General features: G+C 68.8%; 18 protein-coding genes and 1 riboswitch. Of the genes, 5 read left to right on the top strand and 13 right to left on the bottom strand.

Translation table 11 applies throughout. The features are described 5' to 3' along the window. Window positions 1–14: 14 nt before the first annotated feature. From M3B11_RS08910 to M3B11_RS08895, 4 genes are all read right to left on the bottom strand, one after another. A complete protein-coding gene (locus tag M3B11_RS08910) occupies window positions 15–2,912 on the bottom strand; it encodes an immunoglobulin-like domain-containing protein (protein WP_259877149.1) in 2,898 nt (965 codons plus the stop codon). Window positions 2,913–3,050: 138 nt separating this feature from the next. Further along, complete coding sequence (locus M3B11_RS08905; protein WP_259877148.1) at window positions 3,051–3,839, bottom strand: ABC transporter permease; 789 nt, start codon at window positions 3,837–3,839, stop codon at window positions 3,051–3,053. A 35-nt stretch (window positions 3,840–3,874) separates the two neighbouring features. Beyond that, entirely contained in the window at window positions 3,875–5,422 is a 1,548-nt protein-coding gene (locus tag M3B11_RS08900; RefSeq protein ID WP_259877147.1) for a serine hydrolase, read from the bottom strand. After that, window positions 5,419–6,870, bottom strand: a complete 1,452-nt coding sequence (locus tag M3B11_RS08895) for an APC family permease (protein ID WP_259877146.1) — start codon at window positions 6,868–6,870, stop codon at window positions 5,419–5,421. Before M3B11_RS08895 ends, M3B11_RS08900 begins: the two co-directional genes overlap by 4 nt. A gap of 246 nt (window positions 6,871–7,116) precedes the next feature. On the opposite strand from M3B11_RS08895, the gene M3B11_RS08890 reads away from it, so the two are divergent. Beyond that, window positions 7,117–8,328 carry a PLP-dependent aminotransferase family protein gene (locus M3B11_RS08890; RefSeq protein ID WP_259877145.1) on the top strand — a complete coding sequence of 404 codons (1,212 nt, stop codon included), beginning with the start codon at window positions 7,117–7,119 and terminating at the stop codon, window positions 8,326–8,328. Between the two features lie 25 nt (window positions 8,329–8,353). Here M3B11_RS08890 and M3B11_RS08885 read toward each other — a convergent pair whose 3' ends face one another. Then, window positions 8,354–9,142 carry a helix-turn-helix domain-containing protein gene (locus M3B11_RS08885; protein WP_259877144.1) on the bottom strand — a complete coding sequence of 263 codons (789 nt, stop codon included), beginning with the start codon at window positions 9,140–9,142 and terminating at the stop codon, window positions 8,354–8,356. Between the two features lie 89 nt (window positions 9,143–9,231). Between M3B11_RS08885 and M3B11_RS08880 the strand changes: the two genes are divergently transcribed. Continuing rightward, window positions 9,232–9,738, top strand: a complete 507-nt coding sequence (locus M3B11_RS08880; RefSeq protein WP_259877143.1) for a VOC family protein — start codon at window positions 9,232–9,234, stop codon at window positions 9,736–9,738. Between the two features lie 233 nt (window positions 9,739–9,971). Here M3B11_RS08880 and M3B11_RS08875 read toward each other — a convergent pair whose 3' ends face one another. From M3B11_RS08875 to gcvP, 4 genes are all read right to left on the bottom strand, one after another. Next, entirely contained in the window at window positions 9,972–11,432 is a 1,461-nt protein-coding gene (locus M3B11_RS08875; RefSeq protein ID WP_259877142.1) for an L-serine ammonia-lyase, read from the bottom strand. Between the two features lie 171 nt (window positions 11,433–11,603). After that, window positions 11,604–12,002: a glycine cleavage system protein GcvH gene (gcvH, locus tag M3B11_RS08870; protein ID WP_259877141.1), complete on the bottom strand. Its 399-nt coding sequence runs from the start codon at window positions 12,000–12,002 to the stop codon at window positions 11,604–11,606. 29 nt (window positions 12,003–12,031) lie between these two features. Then, window positions 12,032–13,174, bottom strand: a complete 1,143-nt coding sequence (gcvT, locus tag M3B11_RS08865; RefSeq protein WP_259877140.1) for a glycine cleavage system aminomethyltransferase GcvT — start codon at window positions 13,172–13,174, stop codon at window positions 12,032–12,034. Continuing rightward, window positions 13,171–16,212 (bottom strand): aminomethyl-transferring glycine dehydrogenase, encoded by a 3,042-nt coding sequence (gene gcvP, locus M3B11_RS08860; protein ID WP_259877139.1) that lies wholly within the window; start codon window positions 16,210–16,212, stop codon window positions 13,171–13,173. Before gcvP ends, gcvT begins: the two co-directional genes overlap by 4 nt. Before the next feature lie 142 nt (window positions 16,213–16,354). After that, window positions 16,355–16,443, bottom strand: a riboswitch (glycine riboswitch). Window positions 16,444–16,734: 291 nt separating this feature from the next. On the opposite strand from gcvP, the gene M3B11_RS08855 reads away from it, so the two are divergent. Next, window positions 16,735–18,129: a rhodanese-like domain-containing protein gene (locus M3B11_RS08855; protein WP_259877138.1), complete on the top strand. Its 1,395-nt coding sequence runs from the start codon at window positions 16,735–16,737 to the stop codon at window positions 18,127–18,129. Window positions 18,130–18,351: 222 nt separating this feature from the next. Next, complete coding sequence (locus M3B11_RS08850; RefSeq protein ID WP_259877137.1) at window positions 18,352–19,320, top strand: FkbM family methyltransferase; 969 nt, start codon at window positions 18,352–18,354, stop codon at window positions 19,318–19,320. 6 nt (window positions 19,321–19,326) lie between these two features. Here M3B11_RS08850 and M3B11_RS08845 read toward each other — a convergent pair whose 3' ends face one another. From M3B11_RS08845 to M3B11_RS08835, 3 genes are all read right to left on the bottom strand, one after another. Continuing rightward, window positions 19,327–20,994, bottom strand: a complete 1,668-nt coding sequence (locus M3B11_RS08845; RefSeq protein WP_259877136.1) for an amidohydrolase — start codon at window positions 20,992–20,994, stop codon at window positions 19,327–19,329. Window positions 20,995–21,102: 108 nt separating this feature from the next. Then, window positions 21,103–22,095 (bottom strand): inositol monophosphatase family protein, encoded by a 993-nt coding sequence (locus M3B11_RS08840; protein ID WP_259877135.1) that lies wholly within the window; start codon window positions 22,093–22,095, stop codon window positions 21,103–21,105. A 17-nt stretch (window positions 22,096–22,112) separates the two neighbouring features. Beyond that, on the bottom strand, window positions 22,113–22,433 hold the full coding sequence (locus M3B11_RS08835) for a hypothetical protein (RefSeq protein ID WP_259877134.1): 321 nt from the start codon (window positions 22,431–22,433) through the stop codon (window positions 22,113–22,115). Between the two features lie 312 nt (window positions 22,434–22,745). On the opposite strand from M3B11_RS08835, the gene M3B11_RS08830 reads away from it, so the two are divergent. Beyond that, window positions 22,746–25,724 carry an FAD-binding and (Fe-S)-binding domain-containing protein gene (locus M3B11_RS08830; protein ID WP_259877133.1) on the top strand — a complete coding sequence of 993 codons (2,979 nt, stop codon included), beginning with the start codon at window positions 22,746–22,748 and terminating at the stop codon, window positions 25,722–25,724. A 107-nt stretch (window positions 25,725–25,831) separates the two neighbouring features. Here M3B11_RS08830 and M3B11_RS08825 read toward each other — a convergent pair whose 3' ends face one another. Continuing rightward, entirely contained in the window at window positions 25,832–26,221 is a 390-nt protein-coding gene (locus M3B11_RS08825) for a universal stress protein (RefSeq protein WP_259877132.1), read from the bottom strand. Window positions 26,222–26,368 lie beyond the last annotated feature (147 nt).

Raw genomic sequence — 26,368 nt, 5'->3', positions numbered from 1 at the left:
TGGCTGACGGGTCATCAGCTCAGGTTCGTCCTGCGGCGGGCGAGGGCGAAGGCTCCGGCGCCGAGTGCCACGAGTCCGCCGCCAGCGGCGAGCGCCCAGCCGATGTCGCTGCCGGTGCGCGGCAGCTCACGGCCGTCGGAATCACGGTCACGGTCGTCGCGCTTGCCGTCACCGTCCCGGTCACCGCCGCCCTGACCGTCATCGTCCTTGCCGTTGTCACCCTGGCCGCCGTCGTCGGATCCGTCGTCATCGCCGTCATCAGCGGCGACGACAGTGAACCGGCCGGTCAGATCGACCCCACCTTCGCAGCGGACGGTGACGTCGTAGCTGCCGACGTAGGCCTCCGGGGTCTCGGCATTCTCGCCGTAGACGGCGAACGCGGCCGCGCCGGTCTCATCGGCGGTCGCCGTGTCGGTGAACGCGGTCACGCCTGAGCCGCCCGGTTCGACGGTGACGGTTGCCGTGCTGCCCGGCGCGCAGCCGCGGGCGACGATTTCGACGGCGCCGTCCTTGACGAAGTCGTTGGCGGTGATCATCTCCGGAGTGACGGTCAGTTCGCGCACGCTGTCCGTCGGCTCCTCACTCGGATCGGTGGGATCCTCGCTCGGCTCGGTCGGGTCATCCGAGGGATCCGTCGGGTCGTCCGTCGGGTCACCGGTGGGATCGTCCGTCGGCTTCTCCGTCGGGTCACCGGTGGGATCGTCCGTCGGCTTCTCCGTCGGGTCCTCGGTCGGCTCGTCACCGGCGGTCACGGTGATCGTGCGGGTGGCCTTGGCCTCGTTGCCCGAGGAGTCGGTGACCGTGTAGGTCAGCTCGTAGTCTCCCGGGGTGGAGGTGTCGACGTCACCGGTGACGGTGATGTCGCTGACGCTCACGTCGCTGCAGGCGTCCGAGACCTCGACGCCTGCCATCGGGTCGAAGTCGGCTCCGACGCGCACGGTCGTGTCACCCGGGTGGGTGATCGTCGGGGCTGACTTGTCCTTGACGAGCTCGACCTTATCGACCTGGTCGCCGGTTTGCGTCATCGTCGTCGCGGTGATCGAGCATTCCTTGACGCCGACGTTGGTGAACTGCGGGGTGTAGTTCTGGCTGTTCGTGTGCTTCCACGGCACCAGTCCGTCCGGCACGAGCTCGTAGTACTTCGAGCCCGAGGAGGAGTTCGCGGTGATGTAGATGGCCTGCCCGTCCTTGGGGTGGACGATGTCGTGGCCGTCGTCCGGGTTGGTGTCCGGGGTTGCAACATAGTCCGCTGCCTCAGCGCCTGCCCCGTCGCCTTCGGGCAGCACTGGGGTGGTGCCGTCCATGAGGTGGGTGCGGGTGTAGCTGTGGTCGTGGCCGGCGAGCACGAGGTCGATGGGCAGGTCCTTGACGATCGGGGCGATGCCCTCGCGCAGGCCCTTGGTCGTCAGCGACTGCGAGTGTGTGGCACCGGACGAGAAGATCGAGCGGTGGAAGGTCAGCACCGTCCAGTGGGTGTCGTGGGACTGCTCGGCGATGATCTGCTCGAGGTAGGCGCGGTAGTCGTCGTAGCGGCCGCGGTCCTCGGTGCTGATGTTGAGGTGCAGGACGCCGTTGTACTTGAACCAGTAGGTGCCCTTGCTCGGGTCGCCGTCCCACATGTTCGGCTGGTGGAAGTGCTGGCCGTACAGTTCCTGGATCTTCGTGCGGTTGTAGTCGTGGTTGCCCAGGGTCTGTGCTGAGGCCTGGGTGCGCATCTGCTTCGGGTCGAGGTAGGCGCGGTATTCGCCGGCGTCACCGGCGTAGGTCTGCACCTGGTCGCCTGCCGAGTACATGAACTGGGCGTTCGGGTACATCTCGTTGGCCGCGTCGAGGGTGGCCTGCCAGCCGGCGCGATCCTTCTCGACGTCGCCCGAGGCGCCGATCTGGGCGTCGCCCATGAACGTGAACTCGTGTTCGAGGGTGTCCTCGTAGACGCGGAACTGCTCGATGTCAGTCCAGCCGCCGGCCGCGGAGCCGACCCGGTAGGAGTAGGTGCCCGGCTTGAGACCGGTCAGGGTGGCGTGGACGTACTCTTCGCCGGCGACTGCGCTGGGGCCGCGGGTGACCGGGGTGGCGGTCTGCGCGTCGGCGGGCATCTCGGTGTGCTCACCGGCTGCGAACTGCACGGACTCATCGACACCGGAGGTGGTGAACCAGGAGACGGAGCGTTCGCTGGGGTCGGAGCCGATGCCCAGCAGCAGCGAGTGGTGCACCGGCTTCTCCTCCGGTGTGCTCAGGCTCAGGTCGGCGACGTCGAGGTAGATGTCGGAGCTGGTGGCCCGACCCTGGTGAAGCTGGACGGCGACGGTGTTCTCACCGGCGGTGAGCACATCGGCGTCGATGTCGATGCGGCCGGTCTTCGGCGCCGAGGAGTTCGAGCCGCCGTAGACGAGATTGCGTCCCTCGCCATCGGCGGGATACTCGATGTCTCCGTCGTCGAAGCCTGCGACCTTCTCGCCGTTGACGAAGACCGCAGCGGCGTCGTCGTAGAGCACCCAACCGGTCAGCTGCTTGTCGCCTTCGAGATCAGCGGCGTCGACATCGATGGTGGTGCGGAAGAAGAACGCCTCGTGGTTTTCGACCGTGCCGTCTTTGTACTGGGTGAGCAGGTTGTCCGGGGTGTGGCCACCGGAGAGCGCCTTCTTCTCCCCGCGCAGCGCACCGAAGCTGCCGGCAGCGGTCTGCCAGGCGGCGTCGTCGAAGTCTGCGGCGGTCCAGTCGGTGCGGCCGGGCAGCCCATCGGCGGGGTCGGTGCCGTCATCGAGGAAGCGCCATTCGGTGGTGCCGCTGGTGATGAGCTCGGTGTCGGGGGCGGCCGCAGACGGGACTGCAGTCGCGGCGACACCGGCGCCGGCCAGGGCCAGGGACAGCAGTCCGCCGCAGGCCGCGCGGAGGGATATCAGTCGGATCATGTCTCTCATTTCGACTCAAGAGGCGTGCATTCGCTGCTGGGTGCTCGACAAGCCCCGTCTTGAGCCTGGTCAGCACGAACAAACTCTGGGTGAACGCCGGGTGGAAACCGGCAGAAACCTGAGAGCCCCGGTCGGCAGTCACCTGCGGGAGGTCGACTGGGCCCGGTTTCGGTTGGCCGTCTGGCGCACAGTGTCTGCTGGGAGCATGAGTGTCGGTGCCAAGGTGAAGGCCACGATGGTGGCGCCGACAGCGCCGGCGGCCATGATGCCGGCGAGCACGACGATCTGGAAGCGGCCGGCTTCCAGGGGGCTGACGCCGCCGAAGATCGCGCCGACGAATGCGCCGGGCAAGGTGACGAGACCGGTGGTCTTCGCCTGGTCGGTTGAGGGGATGAGAGCTTCGCGGACGGCTTCGCGGGCGATATCCAGGGTTGCCTGCCGGGGTGTGGCGCCCAGTGCCAGCCAGCCTTCGACTTCTGCGAACCGGTCGGCGGTGCTCTGGGCGGTGCGGCGGCCGGCGAGAGTGACGGCGGTCATCGCGTTGCCGATGACGATGCCGCCGATCGCCAGCGCATACCGGGCTGATGGTTCGAGCGCCCCGGTGAGGAAGACGACGGCCAAGGTGATGGCCACACCTGCGGCCATCGCACCTGCCACGGTCCCGAAGCGGGTGAGCGTCCAGCCGATGCGCCTGGTGGCGGTGACGGCTGCAACGCTGAACATGACGGCTAGCGCCACCGCGACCCAGCGGCCGTCGGTGATGACGCCGGCGAGGATGAAGCTGATCGCCGCCAGCTGCAGTGCGCCGCGGAACACCGCTGCACCGGCCGCCCAGCGGTGGCGGACACCGGCAAGCGTCAGCGCCGTCACGGCGACGGCGAGCAGCGCGAGGACTGCGGTGATCGTCGGCCACAGCTGCTCGATCATTGGTGTCAGTTCCTGCGGGCGGGGTTCAGCGCCTGTTACTGCGGCAGCGCGGTGACGGTGAGCTTCTGGATCTCACCGGCAGGATTGAGCATCATCTCCATCCTCCGGCCGCGGCTGGTTCCCGCATCGCTGTCTGCCCAGACTTCCCAGCGGGCTGACAGTGCGGTCAGCCACTCGACCTCGACGGTGGTGCCATCAGCGGCCGAAGCGCCGACGTGGTCGCGGATGCGCTTCCATCCTGCGAGCCGTTCAGCACGCGGCATGTCGAGGTCCATGTTGGAGGAGAAGATCGACTCAGCCTCGGCATCGTCGCCGGTGGCGATCATCGTCTCGGCTTGCAGCTGGCGGGTGCGGGCCAGTTCCGAGGCCGCGAAGCCGGTGATCGGTGTGACCGGGACGCTGACCGGCCAAGTGGCTGGTGCAGCTGGATCGCTGGCCTTCTGCGCTGGGGTCAGCGGCACCGGCTGGGCGGCCGGCCACAGGTGTGAGTCCGGGTCGTCCTCGCGCTGGATGGCCAGCGCAGTGTTGAGCGCACGGGTGGCGACGGCCTCGGCCGGGAAGTAGGTGAGATTGGCCAGCACAATGACGCCGGCACCGGTGGCGGCATGCCAGCGCATGTGCAGCCCGAAGCCCGGGTAACCGCCCGAGTGCCCGGCCATGTGCCCGTAGCGGGTGTCGAAGGAGCAGCGCAAGCCGTAGCCGTAGCCGATCGAGACGGCGTGATCGTCACCGTGCTGGATGCTGATGGGCCGCTGGGACTGCTGAAGATCGGCGAGCACCCGCCGCCAGGCACGGGCTTCCGCCTCGGTGCGCCCGAGGACGCGGCAGGCATCCCCAGGCTCGGTCGAGGTCACCGCGTCGATGAGCGCTGCCACCCACACGGCGACGTCGTCGACGGTCGAGGCGAGCCCGCCGATGGCGGAGAACGCTCCGGGCAGGCTGATCGGCTGCGCCTCGAGCTCCCCGTCGCTGGTGCGCCGGTAACCGGTGACGAGCCGGTCGACATCGAGCTGGCGGACGTCGAACCCGGTCGAGGTCAGTCCGAGGGGGGCGAGCAGGTGGAGGTGGACGATCTCGGTGAAAGCATGCCCGGTGGCGGCTTCGACGACGGCGCCGAGCATCGCGTAGCCGTAGTTGGCGTACTCGTACCCGGCCCCGGCCGGGAAGTTCGCCAGTGCCTCCCCCTGCATGAGCCGCTGCATCTGGGAAATCGGCATCGATTCGAGCCGGTCGGCCCACGGGTCGTCTGTGGGCAGACCGGTCGACATCGTCAGCGCATCGCGGATCGTCATCTCCGCAGCCCACTCACCCGTGCTCAGGGCCGGCAGCCAGTCGGCGAGCAGGTCATCGAGACTGGGCCTGCGGCCGATGACCGGGATGAGCCCGCGGCAGATGCCCAGCACAGCCGCGGCGGTGAAGGACTTCGTCATCGACGCGATCCGGTAGATCCGATCGGTTCCCTGCCCGGCTGCCAGCTGGCCGTCGGAGACGATGCCGTAAGACACCTCGGGAACGGATGCGGCGGCGGCCTCGGCCACCACCGCCTCGCGGGCGGCGGTGAGTGCGTCGTCGGTCAGTCTCATGTGCCCTCTCCCCGGCGTTGCTGGGCGGCGATCTCGTGGCGGTGCAGGTGGTCGTAGGAGTCGCCGAGGATGGCGTGCAGGCCCTCGGTGCGGTCGATCTGCTTGGCGCGGGCGACGACGTACAGCACCGCGCCGATGGCGAACCAGACGCCGAGGATGATGTACTCCGCCGGCCATACGAGAGACGAGCCGGTGCCGGGCACGATCGCCCAGATGATGACGAGCAGTGCGCCGACCCCACCGATTGCGGGCAGGAAGCCGAGCCGGGTGCGGTAGGGGCGTTCGAGTTCGGGGTAGCGGCGCGGGGTGAGGTACTTGGCGAGCACGACCATGAACCACACGATGCCGAGGTAGACGCCGCCGGTGTCGAGGAACCACACGACCGCGCCGGGGCCGAGCCAGCCGAGACCGAGCGTGATGGCGGCGGTGGCGATGAGCGCCTTATGCGGGGTGCCGCGGCGGTCGTGGATGTCGGCCAGCTGCGGGGGCAGCAGGTGGGCGCGGCCCATGGCGACCATGATGCGGGAGCTGGCGACGAAGAGGCCGAGGAAGCTGGTGAGCAGTCCGAGGAAGGCGATGAGGTAGGCGCCGGCGCCGAGCAGCGGGAACCCGGCTTCGCGGAACGCCGCGACGGTGCCGAGGTCCATCTGGGCGACGTCCTCCCATGGCAGCACCCAGGCGGTGGCGGCGAGCACGAGGCAGTAGAAGGTGCCGGCGGCCAGCACGGTGAGCACGACGGTGCGGCCGACCTTGCGGGCGGAGATCTTGGCGTCCTCGGCGAGCACGGCGACGAGTCCGAAGCCGGCGAGGAAGGTCATGCCGGGGATGATGAAGCGCAGCGTGTCGGAGACCGGGGTTGAGCCGGGATAGTAGGCGGGGAAGAAGTTCTGCGGTGAGCCGGTGGAGAATCCGACGACGACAAGCGCTGCGCCGATGATGACGATGGCGGCGAACATCGCCAGCTGCACCTGGGCGCCGATCTCGATGCCGAACCAGTTGAGCAGGAAGAACAGCGCGGTCAAGGCGATGCCGACGAGCAGCACCGGCAGGTACACGGTCTCGTCGTTGATGGTGTAGAGCGGGATGGTGTTGAAGACGGGGAAGAAGTTGCCGAGCAGGAACCCGAAGGCGGTGACGTAGAAGGCGAGCGAGAAGACGTAGGCGCCCAGCAGCATCCAGCCGGTGAAGAACGCCGCCCCGCGGCCCATCGAGGTGTAGGAGTAGACCACCTCGCCGCCGGCCCGCGGGAACGTCGTCGTCAGCTCCGAGTACGCCAGCGCCACGCATGCGGCGAGCAGCACGCCGGCCGCCAGGCCGAAGACGACTCCGCCGGCGCCGTATTCGCCGAACAGCGTCGAGTTCGTGTAGATCCAGCTCGTGCCGACCACACCTGCCACGCCGAAGGCGAGCAGCTGCAGCATGCCCAGTGACTTCTTCAGTTCAGCCATCGCATCCTCACTGCCTCATGTCCTGCACCGATCGCCCCTGATCAGGGGTCTGCGCCTATCGTGCCACACACCACAGTCATCCCCGCGCACAGCCCTGTCACCAGCGACGCCGCGCTCCCGCGGCCGGGCGCGGCGCATACGTCAGGCGACAGTTTTCCCACCCTCTTTTTGGCGCTTGCCGACAGCCGCCGAAAAACCCTCTCAGAGGGGTCGTCACCCGCGGCTTTCCGGCTCTACGATGTCCCCATGACACCACTGCGCCACACGCTCAACCACCATGTCATGGCGGTGGGCGAATCCCCGATCCGGCGGCTGTTCGAGATCGCCGCCGACCCATCCATCATCAGCTTCGCCGGCGGGCATCCGGCACCTGAGCTCTTCGACGTCGACGGGCTCGCTGCAGCCTACGCCCATGTCTTCGCGACCGACGGTCCGCGCGCCATGCAGTACGGTTCGACCGACGGTGAGCCGGAGATGCGCGAGGCTGCGGCCGGTCGCCTGCAGGGGGCGAATGTGCCGGCTTCCGCCGCCGAGGTGATGGTCACCTCGGGCTCACAGCAGGGGCTCGGGCTCGTGGCCCAGGCTCTGTTCAACCCCGGCGACGTCGTGCTCGTGGAGAACCCGACCTATATGTCCGCACTGCAGGCCTTCGCCGTCCAGGGCGTCGAGCTCAAAGCACTCGACGGTGATGAGGCCGGGATCGTGCCCGAAGCGCTGGCCGCGGCGATCGAGATGTGGAACCCGAAGGCCGTCTACCTCATCCCGACCTTCCAGAACCCGACCGGGATCTCGATGCCGGCCTCACGCCGGCAGCAGATCGCCGATGTGCTCGCCGACTCCGATGTCTGGCTCATCGAAGACGACCCGTATGCGGAGCTGCGCTTCACCGACGACGTGCTCACCCCGATCAGCGCTGACCCACGGCTGGATGACCGTTCGCTGCTGCTCGGCAGCCTCTCGAAGGTTCTCTCCCCCGGTGTGCGCGTCGGCTGGATCCGCTGCCCGGATGAGGAGGCGCGTGAGCGGATCGGCGTGACGAAGCAGGCGACCGCACTGCAGACTTCGACGGTCGACCAGCTCGCCGCCGCCCACTACCTTGCGACCCACAATATGGACGAAGTGCTCGCGCCCGTGCGCGCGGAGTACCAGGCACGCATGCTCACCCTCGTCGAGGAGCTGTCGCAGGTGCTGCCGGAAGGTTCGGTGATGAATCAGCCGGCCGGCGGGATGTTCGTCTGGGCCCGCCTGCCGGAGGGCTTCGACACGCAGGCCCTCGTCTTCGAAGCCGCCCAGGCCGGAGTCCTCTACGTGCCCGGCTCGCCGTTCTACGTCGCTGACCCGGACCCGCGCACCCTGCGCTTCTCGTTCGTCTCCAACGGCGTCGAGGCCACCCGCGAGGGCGTCCGCCGGATCGCCGCGGTGCTCGGCACCGACCGTACGCTGGCTCAGTCGGCTTAGCCGCCCGCTTCCGCGTTTGCCCTGGTCAGGTGCCGCCGTCGAGGCGGTGGTCGCCGTTGCCGAGGCGGCGGTAGGCTCCCGGTGTCTGCCCGGTGACGGTCTTGAAGTCACGCTGGAAATGCGCCTGGTCGGCGTAGCCGAGGGCTGCTGCCAGATCAGCTGATGGTTCCCCGGCGCGGATGCGCGCGGCGGCATCCTGCAGGCGCCTGCGCCGGATGAGCCACATCGGCGAATAGCCGAGCGTGTGGGCGACAAGGCGCTGCAGACGGCGCTGCCCGATCCCGGCTGCGGCGGCGAGCTGGCTACTGGTGAGAATCGCTGGATCGGTCTCGACCCGGCCGACGATCGTGTTGAGCAGACGACCGTCCGCGTCGGGGGCCGGCAGATGACGCTCGGCCCAGTCGACGAGCAGCCCCGCTGCGGATCCTGCGACGCTGTCGTCAGCGTCGGCGGACATGCAGGCGCGGATCTGCTCACTCACGACCGCCATCTCGTCCGCAAGATCCGGGGCCCGGCGCAGCGCGGCCCCGCATGCCGGCTGGAGCAGCAGCCCGACGGCCCAGCCATCACCTGTCAGCTCCCGTCTCGACATCGCCGGTTCGGGCGGGTGGAAGCGGGTCACGTGCGGTTCGACGACCAGGTTGCCGCCGGGGAACTCGATGACCTGCTGGGTCAGCGGCTGCCCATCCGGAAGGGACCACCTGGGCACCCACGCCCACCGCACCCGGTCAGCCACCGCCTCGGAAACGGGGCACCGCAGAAGCCTCAGTGTCTGCGGGGTCAGGTGCCCGCGCTCATCGATGCCCGCGTTCATACACTCATTCAACACCTGCCTGCAGCCTGTGGCGAGGTCTGTCGCGAATCTTCAAGACCGCACCCACCGGTCGACGCGACGATGAGGGCATGACTGCAGAAGCTTCGCCGGCCACCGGCGCACACACGACCAACGGCACCCCGCACGGGTACACCTCGCTGACCCCGTTCATCGTCGTCACCGACGCAGCATCGGCCATCGACTTCTACACCCGCGTCTTCTCAGCCCGGCTCATCAGCCGCACGAGTGCCCCCGACGGCAGCGTCCTGCATGCTGAGCTCGACTTCGGTCAAGGCCGGCTGCAGCTGGCGGATGCGAACCCGGGCTACGGTCTCGTGCTGCCCGAGGCTGGTGACACGGTCAGCTCTTCACTGTGCCTGTACTGCGCTGATGCCGATGCGGTCGTTGCCGCCGCCGAGGCGGCCGGTGCCGCGGTGCGCAAGCCGATCGCCGATTTCGTCTCCGGGGACCGGTACGGTTCGATCATGGATCCGTTCGGCCGTCGCTGGACGATCCTCACCCGCGTGGTGGATCTCTCGGATGAGGAATCGGCCGCCCGTGTCGCCGAGTGGGCGCGGTCGATGAACGAGGGCTGAGCCTGCCACCTGAATCCACGACCTGATCAGACCCGCTCCCCTGCTCGGCAGTGGATCCCCGTCCGCGTCGGCGACGCCGCCTTGGCTTTCACGGCCATACGGCAACCGCCGGGAACCCTCATCGCGGAGATCCCGGCGGGCCTGCAGTTCTCGACCCGAGGCTCGGCTCTCAGCTGAGCTTCAGAGCTGATCTGGGCCTCGGCGCTCAACCGCGCGTCAGCGCCAGCTGCGCATCAGCATTCGACGACGTTGACGGCCAGTCCGCCGAGTGCCGTCTCCTTGTACTTGTGGCTCATGTCCTCACCGGTGGCCTTCATCGTGGCGATGACCTCGTCGAGGCTCACCCGGTGCTCGCCGTCGCCGAACATCGCCATCTTCGCCGCATTGATCGCCTTGCCGGCTGCGATCGCATTGCGTTCGATGCACGGCACCTGGACGAGTCCGGCGATCGGGTCGCAGGTGAGGCCGAGGTTGTGCTCCATGGCGATCTCGGCGGCGTTCTCGACCTGTTCGGTGGTCCCGCCCATAATCTGGGCGAGCGCCCCGGCAGCCATGGACGAGGCTGAGCCGACCTCACCCTGGCAGCCGACCTCGGCACCGGAGATCGAGGCGTTCTCCTTGTACAGCACGCCGATCGCCCCGGCGGTGAGCAGGAACGTCACGATCGCATGCTCACGGGCGTTCGACGAGGCAGGCGCATCTGCCACCTCGGGAACGTAGTTGAGCGCGTAGTACAGGACTGCGGGCACGATCCCGGCGGCCCCGTTGGTCGGGGCGGTGACGATCCGTCCGCCGGAGGCGTTCTCCTCATTGACCGCCAGGGCGATGAGGTTGACCCACTCCTGGTAGAAGCGCGGGTCGCCGCTCGGGTCCTCTTCCTTGAGCTTGAGGTACCAGTCATGCGCGCGCCGGCGCACCTTGAGCCCGCCGGGCAGGTTGCCGGAGCGGTCGAGGGAGTTCATGACGCACTGGTCCATTACCCCGTAGATGTGCAGCAGGCCGCGGCGGATGTCGGGCACCGACCGGTGGACCTTCTCGTTTTCGAGCATGATCTCCCAGATCGCCAGCCCGGCCTCCTTGCTGATGCGCAGCAGGCCGGCACCGGTGCTGAACGGGTACGGGATCTGCGGGCCCTCGTCGTGGGCGGCGGCCACCGCGGCGAGTTCGTCATCAGAGACGGTGTCGTCGCCGGGATGTTCCCTGCGGGCTTCGGCCAGCAGCGCTTCCTCCTCGGACTGGCTGACGACGAAGCCGCCGCCGATCGAGAAGTACGTCTCCTCGGCGATGACCTCGCCTGCCGCGTCGCGGGCGGCGAGCTTGAGGCCGTTCGTGTGGCGTTCGAGCACGGTCAGCGGGCGCTGGCGCATATCGTCGACGCCGAAGGCGATCTCCTTGCGGTCGCCGAGCAGCAGTCTGCCGGTCTCGTGCATCCGGGCGGTGCGTTCGTCGACCTCATTGGGTTCGACGGCTTCGGGCTGGCAGCCCTCCAGGCCGAGCAGGATCGCATCGAAGGTTCCGTGGCCGGCGCCGGTGGCGGCCAGGGAGCCGTAGACGTCGACATCGAGGGAGGCGACGTCGTCGATGCGCTCACCGATGAGCTCGACGAAGGTCGCCGCGGCTCGCATCGGCCCGACGGTGTGGGAGCTGGAGGGGCCGATTCCGACGGTGAACAGGTCGAATACGCTGATCGCCATGGTGACACCAACTTTCGCTCAGGGGGGGGCAGCGCTGCCCAGGAGTGGGTTCCCGGCCGGTTGCCGGGCCGGCCGGTTGCCGGGCCGGCCGGACGCAGAGTGCGCGCTGGGCCGGGATGGGTGCCGCCGCCGAGGCGGGACGGCGGCACCCGGCCGGTCAGAGGTGACCGATCAGATGTGGTTGGCCTCGGCGTAGCCGGCGGCGTCCATGACCTCGCCGAGCTCAGTGGCCTCGACCTCGAACAGCCAGCCCTCGCCGTACGGATCGGAGTTGAGCAGTCCGGGGTTGTCATCGACGTTGTCGTTGACGGCGGTGACGGTGCCGGTGACCGGGCAGTAGAGATCCGAGACCGACTTGGTCGACTCGACCTCACCGCAGGTCTCACCGGCGGTGACGGTGTCGCCGACGGCGGGCAGGTCGACGAACACGACCTCGCCGAGGGCGTCGGCGGCGACGGCGGTGATGCCGATGCGCACGGTGTTGCCGACGATCGCATCAGCCTTGGCGTTGACCCATTCGTGTTCCTTCGAATAGGTGAAGTCCTGTGGCAGCGGGGGCAGTTCAGCCATGATGGGTTCCTTTCAGGTGGGTGAGGTTGTCACTTCTTCCGGCGGTAGAACGGCAGTTCGGCGACGGTGAAGTCATTGGACTTCCCGCGGATGTCGACGCTGACGGCAGTGCCGGGTTCGGTGTGCTCGCGGTCGAGGTAGGCCAGCGCGATCGGGTGGCCGAGTGTCGGGGACGGCTGGCCGGAGGTGATCTCGCCGATCTCCTGTCCGTCGATGAGCACGGTCGCACCCTGGCGGGCGGCGCGCCGGCCCTCGGAGGTCAGGCCTGCGAGCACGCGTGCCGGCTGCTGGGCCAGCAGTCCTTCGAGCGCCTCGCGGGCGAACAGGTGCTCCTTGTTCTTGACGTTGAGTTCGACCATTCGCGACAACCCGGCATCCAGCGGGCTGTGCTCGAGGCTGAGCTCATTGCCGTAAAGGGGCATGCCGGCTTCCAGGCGCAGTGAGTCGCGGGCGGCCAGACCGCACGGCAGCACCTCCCCGTCGACCTTCTCAGCAGCGGAGAAGAGCAGCTGCCAGATCGCCTCGGCCGAGGCGTTGGGCAGGTAGAGCTCGAAACCGTCCTCACCGGTGTAGCCGGTGCGGGCGAGCATGATCTCGACGCCGTTCAGGGTCAGCGGCTGCCAGGCGTAGTAGCCGAGGTCGTCGAGCAGTTCGCCGCCCTCGGTCGCGCCGGCGGCTTCGAGGATCGCCTGGGACTGCGGTCCCTGCACGGCGATGAGGGCGGTGTCGGCTGACTCGTCTGCCACCTCGGCGGCGGCGTGAGGGACGATCTCGGTGCGGAACTCCTCGGCCCGGGCCTGCAGCGCCTCGACGACGGCAGGGGTGTTCGAGGCGTTGGGCACAACGAGGAACTCATCATCGGCGATGCGGTAGGTGATGAGGTCGTCGACGAGCCCGCCGGCGGCGTCGACGAGGACACCGTACTTCGCCTTGCCGACGGCCATAGACGAGTACTTCGCCACGAGCGCGTAGTCGAGCAGAGCGCCGGCATCGGCACCGGTGATGCGCACCTCGCCCATATGGGAGAGATCGAAGATGCCGGCGGCCTCGCGCACCGCACGGTGCTCGGCGAGTTCGGAGCCGTACTTCAGCGGCATGTCCCAGCCGCCGAAGTCCGTGAACGAGGCGCCGAGGCGGGCGTGGACGTCATACAGAGGGGTGTGCTTGGTCATGCGCTGTCACCTTTCGCATCGGCGGCATCGGCAAGCTCCGCCTCGGTGTCGGAATCGGTTTCGAATGCCTCCGGCGGCGGGCAGGAGCAGACGAGGTTGCGGTCGCCGTAGGCGCCGTCGATGCGGCGCACCGGCGGGAAGTACTTCGTCAGCTTCAGACCCGGCACCGGGAACACGGCGGTCTCGCGCGTGTAGGCGGCGTCCCAGTCGTCCATGACGCAGGTGGCGGTGTGCGGGGCGGCGGCCAGCGGCGAGGCCTCGTAGGAGTACTCGTCGCCGATCGCGTCGATCTCAGCGCGGATCGACTTCATCGCAGTGATGAAGCGCTCGAGCTCGCCGAGGTCCTCGCTCTCGGTCGGCTCGACCATCAGCGTGCCGGCGACCGGGAAGGCCAGGGTCGGGGCATGGAAGCCGTAGTCGATGAGCCGCTTGGCGACGTCCTCAGCGGTGACACCGGTCTTGGCGGTGATCTCGCGCAGGTCGAGGATGCACTCATGGGCCACGAGCCCGCTCTCACCAGTGTACAGCGTCGGGAACTCCTCTGCCAGGGCGTGGGAGACGTAGTTGGCGCTCAGCAGCGCGGTCTTCGTCGCCTCGACGAGCCCGTCGGGCCCCATGAGCTTGAGGTAGGCCCAGGAGATCGGCAGCACGCCGGCCGAACCGTACAGCGAGGCGCTGACCGGCAGGTCGAGGCTGTCACGCTCACCGGCGACGAGCTCGGCTGCGCGCGGGTCGCCGGGCAGGAACGGGGCGAGGTGCTCGCGCACCGCCACCGGGCCGACCCCGGGCCCGCCGCCGCCGTGCGGGATGCAGAAGGTCTTGTGCAGATTGAGGTGGGAGACATCCCCGCCGAACTCGCCGGGCTGGGCGAGGCCGCACAGCGCGTTGAGGTTGGCGCCGTCGACGTAGACCTGGCCGCCGGCGTCGTGGATCTTCTGGCACACCAGCCGCACATCGGATTCGTACACGCCGTGGGTCGACGGGTAGGTGATCATGATGCCGGCGAGGGTGTCGCGGTGCTCGTCGATCTTCGCATCGAGGTCATCGAGGTCGATCGAGCCGTCGGCAGCCGTGCCGACGACGACCACGCTCAGCCCGGCGAGCACGGCCGAGGCGGCGTTTGTGCCGTGGGCCGACTGCGGGATGATGCACACGCGGCGCTCCGGCTGGCCGTTGGACAGGTGGTAGCCGCGGATCGCGAGCAGGCCTGCCAGTTCGCCCTGAGAGCCGGCGTTGGGCTGGATGGAGACTTCGTCGTAGCCGGTGATGTCGACGAGCATGTCGTTGAGCTCGCCGATGAGCTCGCGCCAGCCGGCGGTCTGCGACTCGGGTGCGAACGGATGGATGCTGGCGAACTCCGGCCAGGTGATGGCCTCCATCTCGACGGCGGCATTGAGCTTCATCGTGCATGAGCCCAGCGGGATCATCGTCCGGTCGAGGGCGAGGTCGCGGTCGGCGAGCGTGCGCAGGTAGCGCATCATGAGCGTCTCGGAGCCGTAGGTGTTGAACACCGGGTGGGTGAGGTAGTCGCTCTCACGGTGCAGGCTGGCGGCGAACTGCGGGGCCGGCACGTGGGCGGGCCCGAAGCCGCCGTGGCCGGCTCCGCCTGCCCCGGTGGTTCCCGCGCCCGAGGTGCCGAGCACGTCGTCATCGAGCCGCGCCTCGATGCCGAGGGCAGAAAGCACGGCGTTGGCGTCGGCAGGCGTGTGGGGTTCGCCGAAGGAGACGGTGACGTGCGTGTCGTCGAAGCGACCGAGGTTGACTCCGGCGGCATCGGCTGCGGCGATCGCGGCATCGGCATCGGGCACGCGCAGGGTCACGGTGTCGAAGAAGTCTGCGGTGATGACGCTGACGGCGCCCGAGGCGCCGGCGGCCTGGCCGTTGTCGGCACCTGAGGTGCGCACCGCCGCGGCGAAGGCGGTGGCCAGGCGGTGGATGCGCGAGGCGATCTTCGCCAAGCCGACGGGTCCGTGGTAGACGGCGTACATGCCGGCGCACACCGCCAGCAGCGCCTGGGCGGTGCAGATGTTGGAGGTGGCCTTCTGGCGGCGGATGTGCTGTTCGCGGGTCTGCAGGGCCAGCCGGTACGCGGGCTTGCCGTCGGCGTCGACGGACACGCCGACGAGCCGACCGGGCAGCATGCGCTTGAGCTTCTCGGTCACGGCCATGAAGCCGGCGTGCGGGCCGCCGAAGAACAGCGGCACACCGAAGCGCTGGGCCGAGCCGACGGCGATGTCGGCACCCTGGGCGGCCGGCTCCTTGAGCATCGTGAGGGCGAGCAGGTCGGAGACGAAGGTGACGAGGGCGCCGCGCTCCTTGGCGGTGGCGACAGCGGAGTCGAAGCTGCGGATCGCCCCGGAGGTGCCCGGCTGTGAGCACACGATGCCGAAGACGTCTTCGCCGACGAGGCCTTCAGAGAGGTCAGCGACCCGGACTTCGAAGTCCATCGCCCGGGCCCGGGCCCGCACGACGGCGATCGTCTGCGGGTGGGTCTCGGAATCGAGCGCGACGACCGAGCCCTTCCTGTTCGCCCGGCGCATGAGCAGCACCGCCTCGGCGACGGCGGTGGCCTCGTCGAGCAGGGAGGCGTTGGCGATGTCGAGGCCGGTGAGGTCCTGGACGACGTTCTGGAAGTTCAGCAGCGCTTCGAGGCGGCCCTGCGAGATCTCCGGCTGGTACGGGGTGTAGGCGGTGTACCAGGCGGGGTTCTCGACGACATTGCGGCGGATGACGGCGGGCATGATCGTGTCGTAGTAGCCCTGGCCGATCATCTGGGTGCGCATGACGTTCTTGCCGGCGAGCTCCTTGAGCCGGTCGAGCACCTGGGTCTCGGTCAGTGCCGGGTCGAGGCTGAGCGCCTGGTCCTGGGCGATGTTCTGCGGCAGCGCGGCGGCGGCGAGCGCATCGAGGGAGTCGTAGCCGAGGGCCGCGAGCATCTGCTCGACCTGCGCGGCGCGCGGGCCGATGTGCCGGTCGGAGAACGGCCGGGGCGCGTCTCCGGCGGCGGGAGTCGTATGGGCAAGGGAACCAGTCGTCATGCTTATCCTCACGCTGCTTGGTCCGTCGCGGTGACGAACACACGAGTGCCGGGTGTTCCTCCCCGCTCTGTCAGACCAACGCGGGGTGCGTCCCTGCGCCGAGGCGGCGGTTGCGCGCCAGCTGGTACTCCTCCAGAGGTGCCTGCATGCTCCGGTACGGGGCCTGAGAGTTTCCCGGGGAGGGAATTGCACCTACGGCGCCGCCGGCGGCGGCTCTCCCGAAACATGTCATCGCGGCTGTGATGAGTCTACACAAATCCGCGGGCCGGCGACAGGGCCGCGCGGGCCGGCAGGTGTGGCCGTGCCATGGCAGCCGGTGGGCAAGGACAGCCCAGCCGCCGTAAATATCTGATCATTGCTCTTCCGGCGCCGATACACTGAGGGCAACCGGCCATGCGGGCACAGCCCTGCGCCCCTCCGCAGCACGTCCCGGATACCCCGCGGGGTATCATTGCTGTGGCACAGGAAAGCGAAACCGTGATCAACCTCCGGCCCGTGCAGCGGGACGGACGAGGAGGACACATGCTCATCGAACGGATCTACGACGAGGACCTGGCGCAGGCCGCCTACTTCATCGGCTGCCAGGCCACCGGCGAGGCGATCGTCGTCGACGGCCGCCGCGACGTCGAGTTCTTTCAGGACTACGCCGAGAAGAACACCATGACGATCAAGGCCGTGACCGAAACCCACATCCACGCCGACTACCTCTCCGGCACCCGCGAACTGGCCGAGGCCACCGGCGCGAAGATGTACGTCTCCGGTGAAGGCGGCCAGGACTGGCAGTACGGCTTCGAGGCCGAGCGCCTATACGACGGCGACACCATCACCGTCGGCAACCTCACCCTGCAGGCCGTCCACACCCCCGGTCACACCCCGGAGCACCTGAGCTTCCTGCTCACCGACGGCGGCTTCACCGATGAGCCCGGCTTCCTGCTCTCCGGCGACTTCGTCTTCGTCGGCGACCTCGGCCGGCCCGACCTGCTCGACGAGGCAGCCGGCGGCGTCGACACCCGCTTCCAGGGCGCGAAGGATCTCTTCCGCAGTCTGAAGGAGAAGTTCATTCCGCTGCCGGACTACGTCCAAGTGCTGCCGGCGCATGGCTCCGGCTCGGCCTGCGGCAAGGCGCTCGGCGCCGTGCCGACATCGACGGCCGGCTACGAGAAGGCCTTCGCCTGGTGGGCCAAGCATCTGAAGAACGATGACGAGCAGGGCTTCGTTGATGAGCTGCTCGACGGCCAGCCGGACGCCCACGCCTACTTCGAGCGGATGAAGCGGGAGAACCGCGACGGCCCGAAGGTGATGGGCGGACGCCAGCCGCTGACCGAGCTCGACCTCGCCCAGGTCGGCACGGACTTCGAGGCCGGCAGGATCGTCATCGCCGACACCCGCTCACCCGATGAGGTCCGCGAGGGCACTGTCAAGGGCGCTCTCAACATCCCGGCCGACAAGCCGGCGACCTACGGCGCCTGGTCATACGACCCCGAGGCGGAGTCGACCCCGATCGTGCTGCTGGCACCTGACGCCGCTGAGGCTCAGCGCATCTGGGATCACCTCGTGCGCGTCGGCATCGACGACGTCTCCGGCTACATCACCTCGCTCGACACCCTCGCCGACTACAAGCCAGAGGTCATCTCCCCCGCCGAGCTCGACCACACCGACTACGGCCTGCTGCTCGATGTGCGCAACAAGACCGAACACGCCGAGGGCCACATCCCCGGCTCCGCGCAGCTCAACGTCGGTCGCCTGCTGTGGAACCTCGACGAGCTGCCCGCAGACGGCACGATCGTGACTTACTGCCAGACCGGGATGCGCAACTCAGTCGCCGCCCAGGCACTGCGCCGCGCCGGCTACGAGGTCATCGAGATCGACGGCAGCTTCGAAGGCTGGTCGAACTGGAAGCGCTCGGCCACTGCCTGATCGGCCCGCCGCCACCTGAACAGCTCAGGTGAGGCCACGACAACGACAGCCTCCCCGCACGCAGGGCGCGGGGAGGCTGTCGCCGTCCCCGCCTCGGACGCGGTGGCGCACCTGTCAACGGGCCGGCGAGCACCTGTTGCCGGGCCCGGCGAGCACCTGTTGCCGGGCCCGAGGAGTCGATAGACTGGCGGGACCAGAATCCAGCACCAGGAGCTGACACCCATGGGTGACTACCGGCGCACCTACCTCGGCCGACGCCAGCAGTGGTTCGGTCTCAAGCCTGCGGCCAAGAGCGCGCTCGCCAGCCCCCTCATCCACCCGCTGCTGCGCCTCGCCACCCGGCTGCCGGGCATCACCACCGGCCGCCTGCCGGCTCCGGCTCACCTCGCCGAGGTGACCGGACGCGTCCAGGCGCTCGGCTCGCCTGACCCAGACGCGGTTGCGGAGTTCGTGCTGCTGCGCCCGGACCGCTGCGAGATCGCCAAGGAGATGTACTGGGGCAAGGGCCGCCGACCCTCGGCTTCCGATGCCTTCACCCTCGACCTCATGGCCACCCGCGCTGCTGGCGCCGACGTGTTCCTCGACATCGGCGCCTACACCGGCGTCTTCTCCCTCGCCCTGGCCGCGGCACACCCTGACCTGCGGATCCACGCCTTCGAGATGGTGCCTGCGGTGGCCGATGCGTGTGCGGCGAACATCGAGCGCAACGATGCCAGCGAGCAGATCACGCTGCACCGGATCGGAGTCGGCGACCCGGATGTCGTGCTCAGCGTGCCGTGCGGGGACGGCGGTTCGGCACTGCCGTCGTTCTATTCGGTCGACATGGAGTTCTCCGCTGGGACCGAGGTGTCCTGCCGCAGCCTCGACGAGTTCAGCGAGCAGTTCGAACCAGACGATCGGGTGCTGCTCAAGGTCGATGTCGAGGGTGCGGAGAACACCGTGTTCGGCTTCGGCCAGCAGCTGCTGGCCGCCCACCGGCCGGAGATCCTGTGCGAGGTGCTGCCCGCCCGCGCGCAGCCGCGCGAGCTCGAAGCGCTCCTGGCCCCGCACGGCTACGCGTACTACCTGGTGGGCGACGGCGTGCTCGAACACCGCCGGCGCATCGTGCCCGATGAGGCCTTCCGCGACTGGTTCTTCACCACTGCCGCACCCGCGCAGCTCGCCGCCGCCGGCGTGCCGGTGCGGGACTGAGCCGGCTCAGCGGGCGAAAGCGACTTCGCCGTTGACGATGCTGAGGTCGACCTGCAGATCGCGCACCGCGCAAGCGTGTTCGAACAGCGCCTCCTCGGACTCGCACCTTCCGGTCACACCGTCGGAGCCGGCGTGTCCGGTGATCGGGTCGGTGTCGACGACGATGAGGTCGGCGTCCATGCCCGGCATGATCCGCCCGGACTGCTTCTCCCGCCCGGCCGCGTACGCGGCACCGGCGGTATGGGCTTCGATGGCCGCATAGGCGCTGATCCGCCGGTGCGGCTGGAAGGCCGTGGACGGATCACCGCTGATGTCTGCCCGGGTCATCGCCGCATAGATCGCCGCCCAGGGGTCGGAGGGTTCGACCGGCCCATCGGAGCCGAAGGCCACCGGCACACCGGCAGCAGCCATTTCGCCCCAGGCGTAGGCGGCCAGCTGCGGATCCGGCCTGAGCGCCTCCAGCAGGTGCAGATCGGAGATGCAGTGCCGCGGCTGCATCGAGGCGACGATGCCGAGCTCGGCAAAGCGGGCGATGTCATCGGGCTGGACGAACTGCACGTGTTCGATGCGGTGGCGCAGGCGCCGTGAGTAGATCCGCTCAGCCTCCCGGGAGACCGAACGGGTGCGGGCGAAGGCGGAGAGGACGTGGTGGTTGGCCTGGTCGCCGATCGCGTGGATGGCCAACGACAGCCCGGACATGAGCGCATCGGTGATCTGTTCGCACAGCACGTCTTCGCTGGCGATCTCCATCCCGTAGTGATCGCAGGTGCCCGGATACGGGCTCGACATGTACGAGGTCTGGGATCCCAGCGCCCCGTCGGAGAACAGCTTCAGCCCGCCGCGGGTGAACCACGCATCTCCGTCGCCGGTGCGCCAGGCGATCCCCTTGGCCCAGTCGAGCTCGTCGAGGCGCAGATACTTCACCACCCGCATGAGCTGGCCGCCGCCGGCACCGATCCCCTGTTCGCGCAGCGCCGCCCAGGTGCCCGACGAGACCTGCCCATCGATGTCGTGGATGCCGGTGAGCCCCTCGGAAAGCCACTGCCGCTGGGCTGTGCGCATCCGCTGCATGCGCATCTCGATCGGCGGAGCGGGCACGAGCCGTTCGACGATGGTCGCGGCGTCCTCGCGCAGAATGCCGGTCGCCTGCCCATCAGCGTCGCGGACGATCTCGCCGCCGCGCGGACTGGGCGTCTGCTCGTCTATCCCGGCTGCGCGCAGGGCAGCGCCGTTGCACCACAGCGTGTGGTAGTCGATCGACCACAATGCCACCGGCCGGTCCGGCAGCGCGGCATCGAGCAGCTCCCGGTCGGGCTGGCCGGGGATCTCCCACGTATTGCAGTCCCAGCGCCCGCCGGTGACCCACACACCCGGCGGCAGGGATGCGGCGTGGGTGCGCACCGCCTCGACCGCATCCGGCAGGCTGCGCACCTGGCGCAGGTCGACCTCGGCCAGCGAATCGGCGTACATCGTGGCGTGGATGTGGGCGTCGACGAGGCCGGGCAGCACGGTCTGGCCGCGGCAGTCGATGATGTCCGCACCCGAGGTGGTGGCGCGCAGCTGCGCATCGTCACCGACTGCGGCGATGCGGCCTGCATCGATGAGGATGCCGGTGGCGTGAGGATGGGCCGGGTCGAGCGTATGCACATTGGCACCGGTGAGGAGCGTGGGCACAGGTCTCCAGAGTCCGTCGGTCAGGGCTGGGCGGGCAGGCGGGCCTGCCGACCGTCACTGCTCACGGTACTCCAGGCCCGCCGTCGGGCGGCGAGGGCGCACCGGCTATCAGTGCTGAACGCTGCGCTGCTCGCGGTGGATGGCCGCGATGCGCTCGAAGTCGGCCAGGCAGCCGGCGGCGATGCACAGATCGCTGCCGTCACCGGTGCCGTGGTGGTGGGTGGGCCTCAGCACGTGCAGCCCGGCCTCCTCGGCGATGAGGGCACCGGCGGCATAGTCGTACAGGCCCAGCCGGCGCTCATAGTAGGCATCGACCCGGCCTGCGGCGGCCTGGCACAGGTCGATCGCAGCAGAGCCGGCCCTGCGCACGTCATCGAAGTGCTCCATGACCTCAGGCAGCACCGCGAACTGCTGATCGCGCTGGGCGCGTCCGTAGCCGAATCCGGTGGCCACAAGCCGGCCGCGCTGGCCGGGGCTGCGACCACTAAGACGGGTGAGCGACACCTCGGGGCCGGGCTGCCCACCGGAGTCATCGCTGGCTGCCTGCAGGTCGCTGACCTGGCCTGCGAACACCCAGGCGCCCCGGCCCCGGCGGGTGAGGAACACCTTCCCGAGCTCCGGGGCGGCGACGAGCCCGGCGAGCCACGTGTCCGGATCAGCCGCATCGGGGTCACCAGGGTCTGGGATCCGGACGCCGATGGAGAAGGCATAGTCTTCGATGCCGCGCACGAAGTTCACGGTCCCGTCGATCGGGTCGACATGCCACTCCAGAGGCTGCGACCCGGCAGCGGCACCGTCAGCCGATGGGACGCAGAGGCCGGCGGCGATCCGTTCACCGCCTGCCACCTCGGTCACGGGCAGGGCTGCGGCATCCTCCTCCCCGATCATCGCATCACCGGGACGCCGGGTGGCCAGGTACCAGCGCACGAGCGACTCGATCTCAGCGTCGGCGGCGGTGACGAGGTTGTTCCGGTCGCCCTTGGCCCCGACGTCGGAGGCGCTGAGCTGCCGGCGCCAGTGCCGCATCCGCGCGGTGGCGATGTGGGCGGCGTCGCGGCAGAGGGCGAGCAGGGGGTCTGCGAGGATATCGGCGGAGTCCACGCCTCCACCGTACTGCCTCACAGCAGGGTGGGACCGTTGAGGTTGTCCTTGTCGTCTTCCACTTTGGGGCTGGTGACGGCTGCGATGTCACCGGCGGAGGAGAGACTGGAAGGGTATTCAGCCTGGCGGGGCGAGTGCCGGCGGATGATCTCCTGGACTGCCTGGGAGGAAGTGCCTGCCGCCGCAGCGATCGCGGCGTAGGTGACACCCTCGTCCCGGGCTCTGAGGATCGCCGATACGTAGTTGGAATTCACACGTTGGCGCTGTTTTGCAATCCGACCTACTGCCTGAACGACAGCCTTCTGTTCGGCTGTCAGTGCCCGGGGTCGGCGTGCCATGCTTCTATTCTACCCACTTCAGTGCTGCATCCGTGGCCGCCAGCTGCCCGTGAGGGCGCAGAGACCGGCCTGCGGGAGGGGACCCGCGCGTGTTGCTGTGTGTCCGCCCGACCCGGCTGCGGTCCGAGGGGGCGTCGAAATACTCTGAAACCCACATTATAGCCAGAGTGGGAGGTCATTGTCACTCAGCCAGACTGGGAGGTCGTTGCCACTCAGCCAGACTGGGAGGTCGGTGCCGTCAGGAATCCACAGCTGACACATCCATGATGCAGATTACAAGCTGGGCTCGCTGCCGCCTGGCACAATGAAGCCATGGACGCCGACGCACCTGCCGCTGCACTTCCCCGCGAGACCGCAGATTCCGAGCCGTCTTTCGCGCGCGTGAGCGAGGTCGGCGACGCCCTGCGCGAGGCGGGCATCGCCGATGTGCGCACTGCGGCCGTCGAACGGGCTGCATACTCCTCTGACGGTTCGCTCTTCCGTGTGGTTCCGGCTGCTGTCGTCTTCCCGCGCACCGCCGCCGAGGTGGGTGACGTGCTGAGTGTCGCACGCCGACTCGGGGTGCCGGTCACCTCGCGTGGGGCCGGGACGACGCTGGCGGGCAATGCGATCGGGCCGGGCATCGTGCTGGACTTCTCTGTGCACATGAACCGGATCCTCGGCATCGACGCCGAGCAGCGTGCGGCCTGGGTGGAGCCAGGCGCGGTGCATGCCCAGCTGCAGGCGGCGGTCAAGCCCTACGGGCTGCGGTTCGGCCCGGATCCCTCGACGCATTCGAGGTGCACGATCGGTGGGATGATCGGCAACAACGCCTGCGGGCCGCGGGCGATGGGCTATGGGCGCACCGTCGACAACATCCTTGCGCTGCGTGTCATGCTCATCGATGGTTCGGTCGTCACGCTCACCGGTGATGACGGGGATGTCTTCCCGCGGCTGCAGGAGCTGGTGAACAACCACCTCGGGCTCATCCGCACTCAGCTGGGGACCTTCTCCCGGCAGGTCTCCGGGTATGGGCTTGAGCATCTGCTGCCGGAGAACGGCTGTGATGCCCGGCGGGCTTTCGCCGGTTCCGAGGGCACCTGGGGTGTGGTGCTGGCTGCGAAGATGCAGCTGGTGGCCGATCCGGAGCATGTCACGGCTGTGGTGCTCGGCTATGCGGATATGCCCACCGCTGCTGATGATGTGCCGGTGCTCTCGCAGTTCCCGGTCACCGCCTGTGAGGGGATGGACCGGCGGATGGTCGACCGGCTCATTGAGGAGAAGGGCCCGGATGCCGTCCCGCCGATGCCTGCCGGCGGCGGTTGGATGCTCGTCGAACTCGCCGGTGACGATCCCGCAGCACTGGAGCGGCAGGCCGCTGAGCTCATCAATGCCTCCCATGCCGATGATGCGATGGTGCTGCCCGGGGAGGAGTCCGGGCCGATCTGGAAGATCCGCGCTGATGGCGCAGGCCTGGTCTCGCGCACCCCGGATGGGCGGGACTGTCATGCCGGGTGGGAGGACTCCGCGGTCCCACCGGAGAAGCTGGGTGATTATCTGCGCGATCTCATGAGCCTGCTTGAGGAGCACGGCCTGTGGGCGCTGCCCTATGGGCACTTCGGTGATGGCTGCCTGCACATGCGTGTGGACTTCCCGCTTGCTGGCGATGGCGGACGGCAGGTGATGCGCGACTTCATGTTCGCCGCCGCCGAGCTCGTGGCCGCCTATGGCGGTTCGGTCTCCGGTGAGCATGGTGACGGCCGTGCCCGCGGAGAGCTTCTGGCGAGCATGTACTCCCCTGAGGCGATACGTCTGTTCGCCGCCGTCAAGCACCTCTTCGACCCGCGCGGGCTGCTGAATCCCGGGATCATCGTCGACCCCGATCCACTCGATGAGCGCATCCGCCTGGCATCGATCAGGCCCGGGGACATGCCACCGGCCCGCCGGCAGCTCGGCTTCTCCTTCGCCTCCGACTCCGGCGACTTCGCCACTGCCGTCCACCGCTGCACCGGAGTGGGCAAGTGCCGGGCCGATGCCGCCGCGTCGGGAGCGGTGATGTGCCCGTCGTATCAGGCGACGAAGGACGAGAAGCACTCGACTCGCGGACGAGCCCGCGTGCTGCAGGAGATGGTCGACGGACGGCTCGTCGACGGCGGCTGGCAGTCCCCGGAGGTGCATGAGGCACTCGACCTGTGCCTGTCGTGCAAGGCCTGCGGCTCGGAGTGCCCGACCGGCACCGACATGGCGACCTACAAGGCCGAAGTCCTCTACCAGAGCTATCGCGGCAGGCTGCGGCCGATGGATCACTATGTGCTCGGCTGGCTTCCGAAGCTCGCCCGCCTGGCCACGCCGGTCGCGGGTCTGGCGAATCTGCCGCAGCGGCTGCCACTGCTCGGCCGGTGGGCGAAGAGAGCGGCGAACATCGATGTGCGCCGACAGATCCCGACGTTCACCTCACTGCCGTTCACGCGCTGGTTCGCCCAGCGCGCCGGTGACGACCGAACGCTGCCGGGCCATCGCCGGCAGCCTGCGCCCACGCCTGCGAGCGGGCAGCAGGTGGTGCTGTTCGCCGATACGTGGTCGAACTTCTTCGCCCCCAGGGTGCTGGCTGCCGCCGTCGAGGTGCTGCGCAGCACAGGCGTCGACGTGCGCGTCATCCCAAGCACCGAATGCTGCGGGCTGACGTGGATCTCCACCGGCCAGCTCGACACCGCTCGGGCCAGCCTGACATCAGCGATCACGGCGCTCGATGCCACGGCGGCCACCGCCTCGGGCACGGACGCAGACCCAGCAGGCGGGCCGATCATCGTCGTCGAGCCCTCCTGCGCGGCTACCCTGCGCGAGGACGCCGCCAGGCTGCTCGGCACCGAGGCCGCCACACGAGTGGCCGGCCGGGTGCGCACGCTGGCGGAGTTCCTGCTCGATTCCGGTGCCGAGCTGCCCGACCTGACCGGGATCTCAGCGGTCGTGCAGCCGCACTGCCACCACAGTGCGGTCATGGGCTTCACCGCCGACCGGGAGCTCATGCGCCGGACCGGCATGGAGGTCCAGGTGCTCGGCGGCTGCTGCGGGCTGGCCGGCAACTTCGGAGTCACCGAAGGCCACTACGAAGTCTCCCAAGCCGTCGGCGAAGTCGCCCTGCTGCCAGCCGTGCGAGCGGCCGAGCCGGACACGGTGGTGCTGGCCGACGGCTACTCCTGCCGCACCCAGATCAGCGATCTGACCGACCGCAGAGGCGTGCACCTCGCTGAGCTGCTGGCCTCACGACTGTCGCAGGACTGGCACACGCGGTATGCCGAAGACCGGGACTGAGCAGGGCACAACGGGTTCATGGGCGTCCATCCGCAGGGCGGCTGGAAGACCCGCAGGGCGGCTGGGGACTGCGCCGCAGCCCGCGGTCGGAGATCAGTCGCTGAAGATCAGGCCTTGACGGTCAGCACCGGGACATCGGCTTCGAGCAGGATCCGCTGAGCCTGCGAACCGAGGATGAATTTCCCGATCGCACTGCGCTTGCGCAGACCGATGATGATGAGGTCGGCGTCTTCCTGTTCAGCCCATTCGTTCAGGGTCTGGACGAGATCGTCTTCGTGGGCAGGCTGTTCGACGCGGGCGGTGACACCGTGCTCGGCGGCCTGGGCGAGGATGCGCTCGGCATCCTCCTGCTGGATCTGGGTGATGCTGTCGGTGGTTCCGCGGCGCGGCGAGTTGAGGACGACGACGTCAGTGTTGCGCAGCTTCGCTTCTGCGAAGGCGGTTTCGAGGGCGGCTTCGCCTTCCGGCGCGGGCAGGTAACCGATGAGGATCGTCATAGCGTCAGTATATGGGTCGGGGCGCCTGCCCACAGGAGCAGGCCGTCGGGTTCCCCATGCCGACCCGTGACCCGCGAGGACTTCGTCACCCGGAGACGTTCCTGTGCCGCCGGCCGGCCAGCGGGCCCTACTGGATTCACCGTATTC

Origin of the sequence: Brevibacterium sp. p3-SID960 (assembly GCF_025144725.1) — a bacterium.
GTDB lineage: Bacteria > Actinomycetota > Actinomycetes > Actinomycetales > Brevibacteriaceae > Brevibacterium.
This window is presented reverse-complemented; position numbering and strand designations above follow the sequence as displayed.

Excerpts from the sequence above, each read along its gene's own strand:
- M3B11_RS08825 (WP_259877132.1), bottom strand. The coding sequence starts at position 26,221 with ATGACGATCCTCATCGGTTACCTGCCCGCGCCGGAAGGCGAAGCCGCC.
- M3B11_RS08880 (WP_259877143.1), top strand. The coding sequence starts at position 9,232 with ATGACTGCAGAAGCTTCGCCGGCCACCGGCGCACACACGACCAACGGC.
- M3B11_RS08885 (WP_259877144.1), bottom strand. The coding sequence starts at position 9,142 with ATGAACGCGGGCATCGATGAGCGCGGGCACCTGACCCCGCAGACACTG.
- M3B11_RS08855 (WP_259877138.1), top strand. The coding sequence starts at position 16,735 with ATGCTCATCGAACGGATCTACGACGAGGACCTGGCGCAGGCCGCCTAC.
- M3B11_RS08835 (WP_259877134.1), bottom strand. The coding sequence starts at position 22,433 with ATGGCACGCCGACCCCGGGCACTGACAGCCGAACAGAAGGCTGTCGTT.
- M3B11_RS08850 (WP_259877137.1), top strand. The coding sequence starts at position 18,352 with ATGGGTGACTACCGGCGCACCTACCTCGGCCGACGCCAGCAGTGGTTC.
- M3B11_RS08895 (WP_259877146.1), bottom strand. The coding sequence starts at position 6,870 with ATGGCTGAACTGAAGAAGTCACTGGGCATGCTGCAGCTGCTCGCCTTC.
- M3B11_RS08890 (WP_259877145.1), top strand. The coding sequence starts at position 7,117 with ATGACACCACTGCGCCACACGCTCAACCACCATGTCATGGCGGTGGGC.
- gcvP (WP_259877139.1), bottom strand. The coding sequence starts at position 16,212 with ATGACGACTGGTTCCCTTGCCCATACGACTCCCGCCGCCGGAGACGCG.
- gcvH (WP_259877141.1), bottom strand. The coding sequence starts at position 12,002 with ATGGCTGAACTGCCCCCGCTGCCACAGGACTTCACCTATTCGAAGGAA.
- gcvT (WP_259877140.1), bottom strand. The coding sequence starts at position 13,174 with ATGACCAAGCACACCCCTCTGTATGACGTCCACGCCCGCCTCGGCGCC.
- M3B11_RS08910 (WP_259877149.1), bottom strand. The coding sequence starts at position 2,912 with ATGATCCGACTGATATCCCTCCGCGCGGCCTGCGGCGGACTGCTGTCC.
- M3B11_RS08900 (WP_259877147.1), bottom strand. The coding sequence starts at position 5,422 with ATGAGACTGACCGACGACGCACTCACCGCCGCCCGCGAGGCGGTGGTG.
- M3B11_RS08875 (WP_259877142.1), bottom strand. The coding sequence starts at position 11,432 with ATGGCGATCAGCGTATTCGACCTGTTCACCGTCGGAATCGGCCCCTCC.
- M3B11_RS08905 (WP_259877148.1), bottom strand. The coding sequence starts at position 3,839 with ATGATCGAGCAGCTGTGGCCGACGATCACCGCAGTCCTCGCGCTGCTC.
- M3B11_RS08830 (WP_259877133.1), top strand. The coding sequence starts at position 22,746 with ATGGACGCCGACGCACCTGCCGCTGCACTTCCCCGCGAGACCGCAGAT.